Origin of the sequence: Streptomyces sp. NPDC088354, from assembly GCF_044753585.1 — a bacterium.
Classification (GTDB): domain Bacteria; phylum Actinomycetota; class Actinomycetes; order Streptomycetales; family Streptomycetaceae; genus Actinacidiphila.
Map to the genome: position 1 here is coordinate 145998 of NZ_JBIVNJ010000013.1, position 13330 is coordinate 159327.

Here is a 13330-nt window from a genome sequence, read left to right on the forward strand (position 1 = left end):
CGGATCAGCCCCAGGTCCCCACTGGGGCGGGCCGCCTCCCAAAACGACTCCGGGCAGCGGGAGATGTTGGATGTCCGCCGCCAGTGACGACCCTCGGCGACTCCAGCGACGGACGGTCCCCGGCCCGCAGCCGAGCGAGGACGGCTGCGGGCCGGAGCAGGTGGGAGTGGCGGGCCTACTGGGGCCGCACGACTCGTGAGCGCGTCAGATCGGCGCTGCGGTCTGCCAGGAATTTCACGTCGTCCAGGAGGTAGAGAGGACGTCCCCGACCGCTCTTCCCGACGGGAGCGAGCAGGTTGCGGTAGATCCAGCCGCTAACAGTGCCGCGCCGCACGCCTACGGCGTCGGCAGCTTCTCCCAGGGTGACCATGTCTGGGGACGTCGCCGACGGCGGCTGAGGGAAGAAGTCGGCGCGTGAGCGGTTGAGGTTCTTCGTCGTGGGCCAGTCCGGGTTCGGGGCGCCGTACTCGCAGCGAATGGACCGGACGTGGGCGGTGAGGTCGTCGGCCTGCTGGAAGTATTCCGAGGTCCCGACGCGCAGGTGCCTGAACTGAAGGTGGCGCTGGCGTTCGTCGAGACGGTCACCTGGCTCGACGGCCAGGATGTCGTCCGGCATGAGGCTGGCGAATCGGCTGGCCGGGTTGATGGTGGTTCCGATCTTGACCAGTGGCCCGCGCAGCACGTAGTAGACGATCGACGGGAAGTCTGGAGTCACCGGCTCGGTCGCTACCGGCGCCGGCTGCTCGCTGGCCTGACGTCGACGGCCGGTCTCTACGGATTCCCTGACGGTCTCCTCGGTCAGCTTGATGCCGCTGTCGCGGGCCTCCCGCAGGGCTGCGGCGATGTGCATGAAGGCGGGGTCTGTGGTGTCCACGAGCGCGAGGAGTGCTGCGCCGCTCGGGCGTGTGCCTTCGTCCTCGGCGTGGATGCGCATCCTGCCTGTGGGCGCAATCCAGCTACTATTCATCTGTTCGGCGCTCCCTATAGCGTCGGCCAGGCCCCGGGAGTGTTAGCGCACTCGCCGGGGTTCCAATTACCCGAATTCTACCGGGGCTTACCTCATTGCGTAGGTTCTGCGGGCGCGCTGCCGCGTTGCCTTTTCCGCCCTGATGACGTCCACTGCCAGGAAGAGCGGACGGCCATGGTCGTCCTTCGCTGCTGGCATGAGATGTCCGCGGTGCTTCCAGAGGCGGATCACGCCGGGCTTCACCTCGGCGGCTTCGGCTGCCTGCGCGACGCTCCAGTATGTGCTGTGGAGATCAACGGATAGATCGACCATGTGTCACCTCCGAGTGGTGAAAACACAAAAGCCCCACGGTGAGGTGGGGCTTCCTGATTCCGGGCACGCCGGAGACGCCCCCAAAGTTACGCGAAACTCGGCGATGCATTCAAGCTGCGGTTTCTCCGGGCGCGTCGTCCGGGTGACGCGGTGGCGGGCGGTCGTCGGTGAGGACGCCGCGGAGGACGTCGTCGACGGCCTGGCGGTCGACGACGTCGGCCGTCACGGGGCGCCGGGCGGGGGCTGGGGTGGGGACGTCGCCGATGAGGCTGCGGACGTGGTCGTGGTACTCGGCCTGGGTGAGCAGGGCGCCGCAGTCGGGGCTCTGGCACTCGATGTAGGGCAGGCCGTTGACGAGGCGCAGGTCTCGAGCCTCGGCGAGCCAGGGGCCGCCGCAGCGCTTGCAGGGGGCGAGGCGCTGTACGGCGTGGGCTTCGTCCTGGTGCGTGAAGCGGACCATGGCGCGGTGCCAGTGCGCGATCTGCGCGGCGGGGTTGCCGGAGGCGATGACGACCGTGCCGGTGCGGGTCGGTTCGTGGGACTCGGTGGCGAGGGGGTGCTCCTGCAGCAGCCACTCGAGGTGGCGCTCGAGGATCGTGACGGCCCGGTTGGTGCGCCTCTCTTCCCGCACCCCGTTGGCCAGGAGCCGGTCGGAGTTGATGCCGCGCAGGCGCAGCAGCTCGGCCGCGGTCTCGAGGAGGCCTCCGGCGACGAGGTCGATGAGGAGGCGGGCGGACTGCCCGGGCCAGGGCGTGGTGTCGGTCGGCGCGCTGTGCGTGGTGGAGACCGACGGGGCGCGGGTGGCGTGGAGCTGCTCACGGCCGACGGCGTAGAGCAGGTTGGGGAGCTCGAAGAGCTGTCGGCGGGTGCGCTCGACGCAGCCAGGGCAGTGAACGGGCGTGCCCCACGACGCGGGGATGTCGTGGGGGGTGCCGTTGACGGCGAGGGCGTGTTCGGCTCGGCGCCACGCGGTGTTGCAGGAGCCGGGACAGAGGGCGGGAGTGGGCATGGGGGCCCCCGGGGCAGAGTGTGCGGTGTCACCCCGTTAAACGATCAACAGGCCCTCTGTGGCGGCGCCCCGCGCTACTTCCCGGCGAGTACGGCCCGCACGTCGGCGTCGCACTTGCCCAGGGCCGTGGTGACGTCCTTGGGCTCGGGCATGGATGACTTCTGCGCATTGTCGAGGGTGTTCTGCTGCGCCCACTGGTTGATCGCATCGCCGACGGTCGCGATGTCGCCCTGCCAGTTCCGGATGCCGGCGGGCTCGTTGGTCGCGTCGAAGTGTCCGTCGGCCTTGCGGAAGGCGTCCAGGTAGCTCAAGTCGTTCATGGCCTTGGATTGCCAGGGGCCGAAGTCGGGCGTTCCCCAGGCGTTGCGGCCCTCGTCCAGGAGGCTCCGGTAGTGGTCGTTGCTGGCGCGGAGGATCTTGGCTGCTGCTTCGCGGGCTGCCTTCGGGGCAGTTCCGGTGGGGTCCGGGACGACGAGGTCTCCCAGGTCTGACGGCGTGGCCGTGGCGGCTGCCGGGCGGGGCTTGTCGGCCTGGGTGCCGGGGGTGGAGCTGCAGCCGGTGATGCCCACGGCAGTGAGCGCGGCAGCGGCGGTGAGGAGGGTGCGGAATTTCATGGCGCGATGCTGCCGCTACGGCCGGGCGCGGCGCCGGAGCGTCACAGGGTTGTGACGATGCGTTCGATAGTCGTCGCCGGCATCTGCTGAGCTTCGTGCCGCAAGCTCCGTTCCCACTCCCAGTATGGTCGCGCATCGAAGTGTTTCGGCGGACTGTGGACGCCCATTCAGTGGGGTGCGATGATCATGCGGCCGTCAGGCCTAGATCTGGCGCAACCGGAGGGGATCGTGAATCTCTACATCGCCATACCGCTTGCCTTGTTGACGTCACTCATCGCCGCTTCCGGTATTGCAGCAGTCGTCTGCGGTTGGATACCCCCGTGGGGCCGACGCTACGTGCGTCGGCCGCGCCTCTACGGCTCCGGCCAGCTGATTGTTGCTGCCTCCCTCAGCTGGCATTGGATCTTCGTCGTGCTGATTGACAATCCGTGGTCCCATCAATGGGGCTCGCTGACCGGCAGCGTGATCCTTCTGATCGGCCTCCTCGTGACCTGGATCGGCCAGTCGTCCGGAGGTAGCCAAAGAAACGGGGCACGCCGAGGCTGACTCAACGGTTCTCGTGCCTGACCGCGAACCGCTTTCGCCAACAGCACACAGACCCGTGCGCCGACCTCCGCTCGTCGAGTGCCGTCTGCAGGGCGGCCACGGGGTCAGGCATCGTCGTCCTCCAGGTCGAGGGGTAGGGCGTCCTGGTCGACGTTGTGGCGGCCGCCGCCCATGGCGCGCCAGCACTCGGGTCCGTACCCGCGTCCGCGTGAGGCGTCGCTCTTGAGGTCGCGGCCACACTTCCCGCAGAACCGTGCGCGCCGGCGGGGTGGCCCGCTCACGGGGCGGCCGCGGTCGACGGGAGTAGCTCGAGGACGGCCCGGGCCATGGCGGTGTACTCGCCTCCGGAGAGGCGTACGGCGCCGCCGTCGCGGAGCAGCTCGAGGGCGTTGGGCCCGAGGAGGATGGGGACGGAGCGGAGGGCGTCCTCGATCCGCTCGAGGGTGACCGGGTTCGTCGCGGCCGGGACGAGGGCGTACCCGGTACGGCGCGGCCGCCCGTTGCCCAGACGGGGCGAGGGGTGCAGGACGCGCGTGAGGATGTGGCGGGGGTGATGGCCGGTCTCGGCGTCGACGACGAACGCGGACGCGTCGCCGGGGGCGTACCGCTGGATCCGCAGGCGACGGTGGGTACCGGGGCGGCAGGAGGCGAAGACCTGCCCGCATTCAATGATCATCAGGTGGGCTCCGCAGGGGTCGGGATGCCAACGGGGCATTCGTCGTACAGGACCAAGGAGGACTCGGGGCCACGCGCTGGCCGGGGTCCTTCGGGGCCGGTCTCGCCGCTCCTGCGAAGCTTCTTGCGCAGGCGCCTGCGTTGCGCCGGGGTGCAGGCCAGAAACCAGACGTCCCAGCGGGCCCGGTTGCGCGCGGTCCAGTTGCCGGTGTCGGCGTAGCGGCGCGCGCGCCCTCGGTGCCAGTCGTCCAGGTCCTCGCCGTTGAGCCACGCCGGAGGCTGGTGCGCGTACCGGGCGAATCGTTCTGCGGTACCCAGACCTGGGCGGCCTTCGGTCATCGCTCCGCCACCGCGACCGGGGTGCAGGTGGGGCATTCGTCGCGAACGTCGGGCAGCGGCACGGACCAGTGCACGGCGAGGTGCATCTCCCACGCGGTGACGTCGCCCAGGACCTCGCCGCAGCCGTTGCAGCAGCGCTTCACCGTGAAGCGGGTGCCGCCCTCGGGGTGAGGCTCGTCGGGGGTGGTAGGGCGCGGGTTGGCGACCTCGAGGAGGACCAGGCCGTGACAGGGCTCATCCTCGGCGCAGGTGCAGGCGAGGTCACGGCCGCCGAGCTCGGCGCGGATCTGCTCGTCGCTGGGGTACAGGAGTCCGGGGTCGGACCAGCCGGGCGGCATGCGGCGGCGGGTCCGGAGGAACGTCCGGAGCTCGGCGGCGGTGGCGTAGCGGCCCGCGCTCGAGTCCGTCAGGCAGTAGAACGGGTTCGCCCACGGGGCCTCGAAGACGGCGACGGCGCTGGGGGGCGTGTGGAGCGGCGCGGACACGATGCGGTCGGGCATCAGCGGCCTCGCTGGTCGACGCGGGTGGCGTCCTCGATGTGCTTCATCCGGTGCTCGAGGGGCGCGGAACGAGGTGTTCCGAGGGTTACTCAATGGGGACTCCGGCGGGCGAGGGGTGGCGCGCCAGCGCAGTCGACCGTGCTGCGTGGCGCGCCACCAGTTCGGCGCCGGGGGATGGCGCCTCACTCCCTCAACGAATCACCGGGTATCGGTGGCAGCTACCCCGGAGGGGGGCTCACGGCGTTGAGTATCTGTCGGTGTGCCTGAGCCGCTGCTTGCGTCTGTGAGGCATCCGTGCGGCGCAAGACGAACAGGCTCGCTAGTGCGAGGACGCAGGGCCCACAGAGCAGGCCTGCTAACCACACCTGTCCGTCCAAACCGACAACGACGGCGCCAGCGAGCATTCCAACGCTGAGGATGAATCCGGCAACGAGTCCAGCCAGATAGAGCGTGTGCGTACGACCGGCCTGAGCCTGCTCGGCTTCGACGCGCAGCCGGGCGCGCTGAAGATCTGCTTCTGCCTTCTCCTTCGCCATGCGCGCCTCATGTTCTCGGCGAAGTTGAGGCTCCAGCGCCTTCAGGGCGAGTTGAAGGTGCTCTGGAGGCAACGCTGCCCACTGCATGGCAATTTCCAGACCCGTGGGCTGCGGGGCAGGGGTCCCGGTGCCTTGTCCCTGCGTCATCGTTCCGTCCCCCCGCCTCCGCCGTGCATCGGTTCGAGCCCCGCGAGGCCGTCAGGGGGCGGGCCGAGCGCGCGAAACAAGGTGTCAAAGCCTCCGGCCAGCTGACGAACGGCCGCCCCGGTGTCCTCGTTCTGCGTGATCTCGACGAGGTCGGGGGCAGGACGATCCCAGACGTCGGACTTCGCGAGGTCGATCATGATGAAGCCCGTGCCAACCGCGGGGTCTCTAACGTCGCTGATCACTTGATCCGCCGTTCCCACCACGTGGGCCCATAGACCTGCCCTATAGAAGCTGGACCCGCTCCGGAAGAAATGTCGTACCTTGTCAGGTTCAGGCTTCCTGGGGCCGCGCCTTCGTTGCAGTTGCAGGAACACAAGTACGCTGCCAGCTCCGAAGACAGAGCCGACTACAGCCCCGATCAGCAGCACGTCCACTTCCGCACCTCCCCTGTGCGAGATGCCCAATCTAGGCGGCTCACTGCTTGGCTGCATGAAAATAGCCCAACAGGGTCTACCGAGTGCGGAGTAGCGGCGGAGTGACGCCAGCCAGGCGCTCACGGGCGATGTCGGCATAGCGGACGGACTCCTCGATGCCGATGAAGTTGCGGCCCTCAAGGAGAGCGGCAACGCCGGTGGTGGCGGAGCCTGCACACCAGTCGAGAACGGTGCCGCCCTCGGGGACCATCCGCACCAGCTGGCGCATGACCGCGACCGGCTTCTGCGTGATGTGCTGCCGGGCGTTCCCTCGGGGCTGGCTGCCGGTGTAGAGGCCGGGGAGGTAGACCGGGGTGTTGTCGGGGATCATGGCGCCGCTGCTCCCCCAGACGATGAACTCGCAGTCCTGCTTCAGCCGGCCTTTCTGGGGGCGGGCGAGGGGCTTGTTCCAGACGGCGATGCCGCGCCAGGTGAAGCCTGCGGCTTGGAGGGCGTCGGTGGTGGTGGGGAGCTGTCGCCAGTCTGTGAAGACGAGGGCGGCGCCGCCGGGGCGGACGATGCGGTGGGTGTGGGCGAGGACCTGCGAGAGCCAGAAGGCGCAGGCGCGCTGGTCGCGGTTTTCGCCGGCGAAGTCGGCGAGGTCGGGCACGGCGTGGCGGCCGCCTTCGGTCAGGTACTTGGCGCGGGCGGTGCGGGTGGTGCGTTCGGTGGTGGTGCGGCCGCCGGAGTTGTACGGCGGGTTGCAGATGACCGCGTCGACCTGTGCGGTGAGGGTGGGCAGGATCGTCAGGGCGTCGCCGTGGTGGAGTTTCCAGGTTGGCATGGTGGTTCCCCCTTCGCGTGCGGGCCGCTTTCGCCCTGGTGGCGAGCGGGTCGGTGCACGTCGTGCTGGAGCATGGGGGTGCTCGAGACGCTGCGGTGTTGGAGGGGTGTTCGACACGCTGCGGGCGGACACCCGGTCGGCGGGCAGTGGCGTAGCACGGCGCGTAGCAGTTGGGGGCGGTCTGCCGCCCGCGGGACCGCGGCGCGCGGTTGTGCACGGTGGAGTTCACGGGGCTGGCCATCGCCTTGCAGCAGCGCTCCAGCGTGAAGCGGCTCAGCCCGCCGAGCGGGTGACCGCGGCGCCCTGACGCAGGGCGCGGGGGATCTCGGCGACTTCGTCGACGGCGGCGATCAGCGCCTCGAGGCGCGCCGGCGGCTCGTCGCTGTCGATCTCCACGGCGTAGGAGATGCCGGTCGATCGCCATACGGAGGGGTCGAAGCCGCCTTCCGCTCGCACCCGTACGCCGCGCAGCTCCAGCCCGGCGGCCTCGGCCTCCCGGTAGAGGTCGTTGAGCACGCACGCCGCCACTGCCAGGTTCAGTACGTGGCCGCCGGTGAACGCCGATCTCACCTCGACCCCGCCGGGCGTCCAGCGGTGGGGCAGCCGGACATGCTCGCCGCCCTCCGACAGATACGACCCCGCGCTCGCCATCACTGTGAACCGCTCGTCCATAACCCGCCCCCTCTCGTCGTGACCCATCATGGCCTGCCCCGAATTCGCGGGCAGGCGATTCGGGCTTGCGGCGGAGGGCGGGCCGAGGTGAGAAGCGGGGCGCGGGCCGACTTCCCGAAGCCGGTCGCTGAGCCCAACTCGCGGCCGGTGTGGACACGCAAGTCCATCAAGCAGTTCGCGGCGGGTTGGATCGCAGGGGCGGACGGCCGCGCAAGATGCCGGCGGCCTCAGAGCGCACGGACAGCGGCCCGGATCTCCTCGGAGGGGGTCCGGGGCGCCGCCCTGCGGGGGTATGTCCCCACTTCGGCCATTCAACCGCGCGGCCAGTCGAGCGCTGCGGGCGCCCATTTCTTAGCCCTTAGCAATTAGAGCCCATAGGGCAAGTGCCGCACAACCGGCCGCGATTGCGGCAGCTAGAATTCTCTTTGTCCGTTTTTTTCGTCCTCTCCTCAGGCCGCCATCTACGAGAGCATCCGTGTCGACGACGTAATTTTGAGTCGCCCCTTCCATGAGGCGTCGAATCTCTGAATCCATGGAAGATCATCACCCTTCCGAGTGTATCGATGGACCATCACCGGATATTGTGCAGCTTATAAACTTTATCCGCATTTTTGATTTGTGCCTGAATTTCACCCCTCTCCTTCGCGAGTGCAGAGATGTCACCCTTGATCATCTTCTCCTGAATTTCAGACTCGACATGTAGCCACTCATCCAGAATTCCCGTTGAAAGGCCGCAAACAACGGCATCGGACGCTATCCGTTTTTGGATCTCCATAGGGACATTCTTCTCGGGTTGATCCATGGTGGTCTTATAAGGGACGCCTTTTGATTTCATACACTGGGACCATTCCTCAAACTTGGACTGGACCCGACTATCAACGAATGACTTCCGCCACGACTCCGACTGAATTTTGTCAGCATGAGGACTCGTAGCCGTCGCTTTATCTGCTCGACCAGTGACTTTCGAACTTCCGATCACGTAACACCCGCCTGGCTTACCTCGGTCTCCAAGAAGGGCCTTCTGGCGAGAGGTCAGCGGCCCGGGGGAAGGGGCAGGGGTGCCCTCCGGGAACGCGTACCCGTACTTTTCGGCTTCCGCCAGGTTGCTGAGCCCGTACCTTCTCTCTAGGAGAGTGGGTAGCTTTACGGCAGCCGGCATCTTGAAGGACTCTTCTCCTTTCGCATGCATGCAATCTTCGATGGCCATATTCTTAGCGTTTGAGATTTTGTATGCGTCCTCGCTCGAAAGAAGGAACTCCTCGATCGGGAGATGTGACTTCTCCGACCAAGGGGTACCCGCCGAGTTAATTTCCCCGCTTTTAATGGTCTCATGTTTTTGTGGTGAATTTTCGGATGAACATGCGGTGAGTAGAATTATACCGCTTACTGCGAAGACAGCTGGCCGTCTCACGGAGCTCCTCGATCGCCGTTCGGTTGACATGTCGGATAGGCGTCCAGGTGTCGCAAGGTTTATTTTTCGTAGGCCCTTGACACCCGTTGCCTGCCGACCCTGTATAGACGAAGATTGAAATTCTTGGAATTTTACAGCGTATGGGCTTTAGGGTCAAGGGCGGCTTAATTTATTTAGGTGGTATGTCGTGGTGCACCATGGTTGATTCCGCAATCCCGCAATGATTTCTGGTGTCAGATGGGCAGATTGACACGGACCGTGAGGCCGCCACCATCGCGGGGTTCTGCGGTGATTCGGCCGCCGTGGGCGCGCGCGACGGATCGCGCGATGGACAGGCCGAGGCCAACGCCCTTGTCGCTCCCCGTACGCTCTTGACGGAGGCGTTGGAACGGCTCGAAGAGGTTGTCGATCTCGTAGGCCGGCACCTGCGGTCCGGTATTGGCGACCTCCAGGACCGCCTGACCGTTCAGGGTGCCGGTAGTAATCTCCACCCAGCCGTCGTCGTGAACGTTGTAACGGACCGCGTTCTGAACGAGGTTCAAAACGATGCGCTCTAGCAGAAACTTGTTCCCCCGAACTTCGGCCTTTCTTAGCGTGCTACGCAACACCAGACCCTTGCTCTCAGCCTCGCTGCGGGTCTGTTCTAGCGCTCGGTCGGCAGCTTCTGCGAGTTCAACTGGCTTGCGGTCTACGATCTCATTGTCGCTTCGGGCGAGAAGCAACAGTCCCTCGACCAGTTGCTCGCTGCGCTCGTTGGTAGCCAGCAGGGTCTTGCCCAATTGTTGGAGTTCCACCGGCGCCCCAGGATCCGAGAGCTGAACCTCCAAGAGCGTGCGCGAGATCGCCAACGGCGTTCTCAATTCGTGTGAAGCGTTGGCAACGAAGCGCCGCTGGGCGTCAAAAGACCGCTCCAGGCGCTCCAGCATCTCGTCGAAGGTGTCAGCGAGCCGTTTCAGCTCGTCATCCACGCCATCCAGTTCGATCCGGCGGGCCAAGTCGGATCTGGCTACCACCTGGCGGGCAGTCCGGGTGATCCGGCCAAGCGGGGAGAGAACACGTCCTGCCATGGCGTAACCGAAGGCGAAAGCGATAATACTCAGGCCAAGCAAGGCAAAAATTGACCGGCGCAGCAATACGTCCAGGGCCATCTCCCGCTGCCTGTGCATACATTGACTCAGTATGTCGTTCGCTTGCGAGGCGGACTGTCCCGATTGGAGACCACGACACATGTCGCTAGTGAGCTGTACGGTGCTTCCTGGCAAAAGCGTGAAGAGGGGTTCACTGCCGCGCTGAAGCGCTTGGAAACTGAGCTCATAAATGAGCGTCAGAAGGAGGATGCCCGCGATCATGAACATCCCGCCGTACAGGAGCGTAAGGCGTATCCGGATCGTCGGGCGCAGCGAAAAATCGGGAGTCCGCCCCTCCTTGAAGACATCTTTGGTCATGGCTTCGCCCGCCTCGCTCGAGAGGAAGCGGCGGAACCTGTAGGCGCGGTCCATACACTGCGAGGCACGTAGCTCCTTGACGGCCGACGACTCAACCCCGACATGCTGCACGTGATGGCATGTGTCCTCTGTAAAGGCCCGGATACCTGCTCAACTCCTCAGACGCTCTACGGCAGGCCTGAGGGTTACATCCGGACAGGCTGCCCACAGGGACAATAGGGGACAGGGCCTGTCGCTCGTCGCCCCACGGGCGACAGGAGTAAGCGAGAATATGGTGTTTTTACGCTTGCATGTCTGATTCGTATGGCATGCACTTCTGCGACAATCCTCGCAACCCCCTATAGATCGGACCGCGCACTCGCCCTACAGCGAATGGCTTGAAGGCGACCTTTGGAATGCCAAGATCGCTTGACGCGGTGCTGCGCTGTACCTAAGTTCCTACGCGTCCCGGTCGCACACGTGTGCGCCCGCCATACGGGGAGGGAACCTTATGAAGATCAGCAGTGCCGTCGCGGTAATTGCCTTGTCTGCCGGCTTGGTGGGAGTAGCGGCGCCCGCCGCCAGTGCCGCCACATGCTCGGTGCCAACCTTCTGCCTCTACTTCAACTCCAACCAGCAGGGGGCCTTCCGCGAATTCGACGCAAGCGTCGCCTCCTTCGCCGACGGGTCCACGTTCAACAAGATTGGCACCACCAACAACGGCTATGGCCAGGGCGTGTGGAACAATGCCGCCTCTGCCAAATTTGCCTCCAGTACGTCCGGCTCCGTATTCGGTCTCTTCCACGCCCGCGTCTACTACAACAGCAACTTCATGGGCGCGTATGACTCGTTCAACTACCCCGGCGAGGGTGCGTATCTGAGCGTGGGGCCGCTCACCAACACGTATAACAACAACGCCTCTTTGAAGATGTGGTAATCCTCTGCATGTCGAGGCAAGCCTGTTGACGTTGGCAACATCGTCATACCGGGCCGCACCCACCACGGGTGCGGCCCTTCGCCCTCCAGCGTCGGGGTAATTTGCCCAAGAAAGCAACGGTAATGGGGCTCAGGCAATGACGAATCGGCGCAACTCGCCTCGCTCGGGCGACAGAATCCGCCACTCTGCACGTGATCGTCGTCTAGTCCTCGGGCTGCGGCGTCGGGAGGCCAACCTGTCTGCGCATCGCGCAGGTTGAGCTGGGCGCACTATTACGCCGTCCATGCCCGGCGCTCGAACTGGGCGTCCTTGAGCTCGGCCGCAGCCGCGAGGAGGACGACGCGGACACGGCCCTTATCGGTGGGGGTGGTGTTCTCGGTCAGAATCTGCCAGCCGCGCCCGGCGAGGGGCTTGAGTAGGGCGGCGGTGGCCCGCGCCCCTGGCGCCAATACGCCAGGCACTATCGCCCAGCTCCAGCCAACCAAGGGACGACAGAAAGCTGCGCCACCAGGGCGCGGCGGATCTCGGCGGCGCGGGCGGCGGCCGACTGGCCGGCGGTCACCGCCGGTCCTCGGGCGGGTCCGCCGGGAGGCCAGCCTGCTCGCGCATCGCAGCGTTCGACAGGTCGGCGTGCTGCGCTCGCTGCTCCGGGCTCCAGGCCCGAGGGTCGCTGCCGTGCTGGTCGACGTGGCGGCGGAGGGCGGTTGTGGCGGGGGGCTTCTTGGCCATGATGGTGGTGCCTGTCTCCTGGTGGTGATGGGTGTCCCGGGGCGGCCGCCACGCCTGCCAGCTACTACGGCCGTCCCGGCGGCTACTTGCGGCTGATGATCGTTCGGTGGGGGTTGTCGGGGTCTTCCTGGTAGGTCAGCCACTCCCCGCCGACGAGCCGCGAGGTGTTGCCGGTGTTGTTGTTGCCGGGCTGACCTGCGGCAACAACGCCGTCAGGGGCCTCCTCTTGGTCAGGGGGAGGGGCGGGTGGGATGTCCCGGCGGTGGACGCCCTCACGTACGCCCACCCCGGGGGCCCGCACGCCGGCCCGTACGCGGATGCCCACGCGGGCCAGCTGGTCGCGCACGTCGCGGGTCTCCCAGGTCCTCCCCGTGACCCCTGACAGGGCCTTGGCGAGGGCCAGGAGGTGGACTCCCCCGGTGGGGCCGAGGAGGGCCCGCAGGTACTCCCCCAGCTCGTCGCGGGAGAGCTCCGGCAGGGGTGTCGGCTGCTGCTCCCCCGCGGGCTGCTCGGGCTGTTTCCCGCTGCTCTCCCCCGCCGGCTTGGCCTGGCTTTCGGGGGCCTTGCCCTTGGTGCGGCGGAGCTTGGACAGGTCGGGCAGTGGCTCGCGTAGGCCGAGGACGATCGCCATGAGGACCCAGGCGACGACGCCGGCACCGACGATGTGGCCGGTGAAGGGGAGGCCGTTGACGACCAGGGCGAGCACGACCACTCCCCCGAGGCGCGGCAGCGGCGTCGTCAGTGCCCAGTCCCAGAAGGCTGCGGCCATCCGGCTGGAGCCCTGCCAGATCGCGATCCAGATACGCATCAGCCGCTCCCGAACATCATCAGGACGCCTGCGGCGAGGTCGACGGGGACGTTCCAGATGGTGTCGGTTCCGGCGAGGGGCCAGACGCAGGCGGAGGCGATGCCGAGGATCGCCCCGAACAGGGGGGTGATCTTGGCGCAGAGCATGATGATCAGCAGCAGAAGTGAGGCTGCGCCGACGGTGACGTTGCCGAACGGGTGGTGGCCGCCCCCGACGCCGATCCCCTGCAGGCCCTGCTCCGTGAGCTGCTGAGGGTTGGCCCACATCTGGCCGGCCGCGTTGAATGCGGTCCCGGCCAGGAAGCCGAAGATGAGCGCGGGGTTGTGCGTGAGCTTGACCCTGCCCTTCCCCCGGACGGCGAGGATCAGGAAGACCGCCATGCACAGGGCCAGGCCGCCGGCGCCGAGTGCGCCGAAGGCGGCGTTGTTGGCGGATGCGATGTACACG

The 13330-nt window shown here is 66.7% G+C and carries 19 protein-coding genes; 2 read left to right on the forward strand and 17 right to left on the reverse strand.

Features of this window, described 5'->3' with window-relative positions:
- Positions 1-175: 175 nt before the first annotated feature.
- The 4 genes from ACIP98_RS21010 to ACIP98_RS21025 form a co-directional block, all read right to left on the reverse strand.
- The gene (locus ACIP98_RS21010; RefSeq protein ID WP_401977299.1) at positions 176-934 is read right to left on the reverse strand and encodes a GIY-YIG nuclease family protein; all 759 of its coding nucleotides are present in this window, start codon (positions 932-934) and stop codon (positions 176-178) included.
- 120 nt (positions 935-1054) lie between these two features.
- Positions 1055-1279 (reverse strand): MerR family transcriptional regulator, encoded by a 225-nt coding sequence (locus ACIP98_RS21015; RefSeq protein WP_360901542.1) that lies wholly within the window; start codon positions 1277-1279, stop codon positions 1055-1057.
- A gap of 109 nt (positions 1280-1388) precedes the next feature.
- Positions 1389-2288 (reverse strand): hypothetical protein, encoded by a 900-nt coding sequence (locus ACIP98_RS21020; protein ID WP_401977301.1) that lies wholly within the window; start codon positions 2286-2288, stop codon positions 1389-1391.
- A 74-nt stretch (positions 2289-2362) separates the two neighbouring features.
- A complete protein-coding gene (locus ACIP98_RS21025; RefSeq protein ID WP_401977302.1) occupies positions 2363-2902 on the reverse strand; it encodes a hypothetical protein in 540 nt (179 codons plus the stop codon).
- A gap of 228 nt (positions 2903-3130) precedes the next feature.
- On the opposite strand from ACIP98_RS21025, the gene ACIP98_RS21030 reads away from it, so the two are divergent.
- Positions 3131-3448: a hypothetical protein gene (locus tag ACIP98_RS21030; protein WP_401977304.1), complete on the forward strand. Its 318-nt coding sequence runs from the start codon at positions 3131-3133 to the stop codon at positions 3446-3448.
- Between the two features lie 104 nt (positions 3449-3552).
- On the opposite strand, the gene ACIP98_RS21035 is transcribed toward ACIP98_RS21030, so the two are convergent.
- The 9 genes from ACIP98_RS21035 to ACIP98_RS21075 all read right to left on the reverse strand — a co-directional run bounded on the left by ACIP98_RS21035 (position 3553) and on the right by ACIP98_RS21075 (position 10430).
- Positions 3553-3729: a DUF6011 domain-containing protein gene (locus ACIP98_RS21035; protein ID WP_401977305.1), complete on the reverse strand. Its 177-nt coding sequence runs from the start codon at positions 3727-3729 to the stop codon at positions 3553-3555.
- Positions 3726-4124, reverse strand: coding sequence for a hypothetical protein (locus tag ACIP98_RS21040; protein WP_401977306.1), 399 nt, complete (start codon positions 4122-4124; stop codon positions 3726-3728). Before ACIP98_RS21040 ends, ACIP98_RS21035 begins: the two co-directional genes overlap by 4 nt.
- Positions 4124-4462, reverse strand: a complete 339-nt coding sequence (locus ACIP98_RS21045; RefSeq protein ID WP_401977308.1) for a hypothetical protein — start codon at positions 4460-4462, stop codon at positions 4124-4126. The genes ACIP98_RS21040 and ACIP98_RS21045 overlap by 1 nt, the downstream gene beginning before the upstream one ends.
- Positions 4459-4962: a DUF4326 domain-containing protein gene (locus ACIP98_RS21050; RefSeq protein WP_401977310.1), complete on the reverse strand. Its 504-nt coding sequence runs from the start codon at positions 4960-4962 to the stop codon at positions 4459-4461. The genes ACIP98_RS21045 and ACIP98_RS21050 overlap by 4 nt, the downstream gene beginning before the upstream one ends.
- 679 nt (positions 4963-5641) lie before the next feature.
- Entirely contained in the window at positions 5642-6079 is a 438-nt protein-coding gene (locus ACIP98_RS21055; RefSeq protein ID WP_401977311.1) for a hypothetical protein, read from the reverse strand.
- 76 nt (positions 6080-6155) lie between these two features.
- Positions 6156-6902 carry a DNA-methyltransferase gene (locus tag ACIP98_RS21060; RefSeq protein WP_401977312.1) on the reverse strand — a complete coding sequence of 249 codons (747 nt, stop codon included), beginning with the start codon at positions 6900-6902 and terminating at the stop codon, positions 6156-6158.
- A gap of 273 nt (positions 6903-7175) precedes the next feature.
- Complete coding sequence (locus tag ACIP98_RS21065) at positions 7176-7574, reverse strand: OsmC family protein (protein ID WP_401977314.1); 399 nt, start codon at positions 7572-7574, stop codon at positions 7176-7178.
- Between the two features lie 571 nt (positions 7575-8145).
- The gene (locus ACIP98_RS21070) at positions 8146-8985 is read right to left on the reverse strand and encodes a hypothetical protein (RefSeq protein WP_401977316.1); all 840 of its coding nucleotides are present in this window, start codon (positions 8983-8985) and stop codon (positions 8146-8148) included.
- A 233-nt stretch (positions 8986-9218) separates the two neighbouring features.
- Positions 9219-10430, reverse strand: a complete 1212-nt coding sequence (locus ACIP98_RS21075; RefSeq protein ID WP_401977415.1) for a sensor histidine kinase — start codon at positions 10428-10430, stop codon at positions 9219-9221.
- A gap of 490 nt (positions 10431-10920) precedes the next feature.
- Between ACIP98_RS21075 and ACIP98_RS21080 the strand changes: the two genes are divergently transcribed.
- Positions 10921-11346: a hypothetical protein gene (locus tag ACIP98_RS21080; RefSeq protein ID WP_401977318.1), complete on the forward strand. Its 426-nt coding sequence runs from the start codon at positions 10921-10923 to the stop codon at positions 11344-11346.
- 272 nt (positions 11347-11618) lie between these two features.
- Here ACIP98_RS21080 and ACIP98_RS21085 read toward each other — a convergent pair whose 3' ends face one another.
- The 4 genes from ACIP98_RS21085 to ACIP98_RS21100 form a co-directional block, all read right to left on the reverse strand.
- Positions 11619-11807, reverse strand: a complete 189-nt coding sequence (locus ACIP98_RS21085; RefSeq protein WP_401977319.1) for a hypothetical protein — start codon at positions 11805-11807, stop codon at positions 11619-11621.
- Between the two features lie 97 nt (positions 11808-11904).
- Positions 11905-12075: a hypothetical protein gene (locus ACIP98_RS21090; RefSeq protein WP_401977321.1), complete on the reverse strand. Its 171-nt coding sequence runs from the start codon at positions 12073-12075 to the stop codon at positions 11905-11907.
- Between the two features lie 82 nt (positions 12076-12157).
- Entirely contained in the window at positions 12158-12883 is a 726-nt protein-coding gene (locus ACIP98_RS21095) for a hypothetical protein (protein WP_401977322.1), read from the reverse strand.
- Complete coding sequence (locus tag ACIP98_RS21100) at positions 12883-13329, reverse strand: hypothetical protein (protein ID WP_401977323.1); 447 nt, start codon at positions 13327-13329, stop codon at positions 12883-12885. Before ACIP98_RS21100 ends, ACIP98_RS21095 begins: the two co-directional genes overlap by 1 nt.
- Position 13330: the final 1 nt, after the last annotated feature.

Coding starts and splice junctions, on each gene's coding strand:
- ACIP98_RS21010 (WP_401977299.1), bottom strand. CDS start 934: ATGCGCATCCACGCCGAGGACGAAGGCACACGCCCGAGCGGCGCAGCA.
- ACIP98_RS21015 (WP_360901542.1), bottom strand. CDS start 1,279: ATGGTCGATCTATCCGTTGATCTCCACAGCACATACTGGAGCGTCGCG.
- ACIP98_RS21020 (WP_401977301.1), bottom strand. CDS start 2,288: ATGCCCACTCCCGCCCTCTGTCCCGGCTCCTGCAACACCGCGTGGCGC.
- ACIP98_RS21025 (WP_401977302.1), bottom strand. CDS start 2,902: ATGAAATTCCGCACCCTCCTCACCGCCGCTGCCGCGCTCACTGCCGTG.
- ACIP98_RS21040 (WP_401977306.1), bottom strand. CDS start 4,124: ATGATCATTGAATGCGGGCAGGTCTTCGCCTCCTGCCGCCCCGGTACC.
- ACIP98_RS21045 (WP_401977308.1), bottom strand. CDS start 4,462: ATGACCGAAGGCCGCCCAGGTCTGGGTACCGCAGAACGATTCGCCCGG.
- ACIP98_RS21050 (WP_401977310.1), bottom strand. CDS start 4,962: ATGCCCGACCGCATCGTGTCCGCGCCGCTCCACACGCCCCCCAGCGCC.
- ACIP98_RS21060 (WP_401977312.1), bottom strand. CDS start 6,902: ATGCCAACCTGGAAACTCCACCACGGCGACGCCCTGACGATCCTGCCC.
- ACIP98_RS21065 (WP_401977314.1), bottom strand. CDS start 7,574: ATGGACGAGCGGTTCACAGTGATGGCGAGCGCGGGGTCGTATCTGTCG.
- ACIP98_RS21075 (WP_401977415.1), bottom strand. CDS start 10,430: ATGACCAAAGATGTCTTCAAGGAGGGGCGGACTCCCGATTTTTCGCTG.
- ACIP98_RS21080 (WP_401977318.1), top strand. CDS start 10,921: ATGAAGATCAGCAGTGCCGTCGCGGTAATTGCCTTGTCTGCCGGCTTG.
- ACIP98_RS21090 (WP_401977321.1), bottom strand. CDS start 12,075: ATGGCCAAGAAGCCCCCCGCCACAACCGCCCTCCGCCGCCACGTCGAC.
- ACIP98_RS21095 (WP_401977322.1), bottom strand. CDS start 12,883: ATGCGTATCTGGATCGCGATCTGGCAGGGCTCCAGCCGGATGGCCGCA.